A 260-nucleotide genomic window follows, 5' to 3' on the forward strand; every position below is an offset into this window, starting at 1 on the left:
GAAGCTCTCCACGTGCACCGGTGCTGCGGAGATCGCGATCTACGGCAAAGGCGGCATCCATCAGATGGCGGCGACGCCCGAGCAACGTGCCGCCGCCATCGCGGCCGGGTGGACGTACGGATACAGCTTCCATGCGCCCGGTCTCGCGCGCGTCGTGAGCCCGACAGACGCCGACGGAGTCTTCTCCATCGCGATCATGCCTGACACCCAGAACGAGGTGCTCAACGCGACTGATACAAGATTCGCGGAGCGGTCCAACT

The 260-nt window shown here is 65.0% G+C and carries 1 protein-coding gene; it reads left to right on the forward strand.

The features are described from left to right. A partial coding sequence (locus SB773_RS32785; RefSeq protein ID WP_410594573.1) for a hypothetical protein occupies positions 1 to 260 on the forward strand: 260 nt, incomplete at both ends.

It is taken from the genome of Bacillus sp. SIMBA_074 (assembly GCF_046534555.1).
In the GTDB taxonomy this organism is placed as follows: Bacteria; Bacillota; Bacilli; order Bacillales; family Bacillaceae_G; genus Bacillus_A; species Bacillus_A mycoides.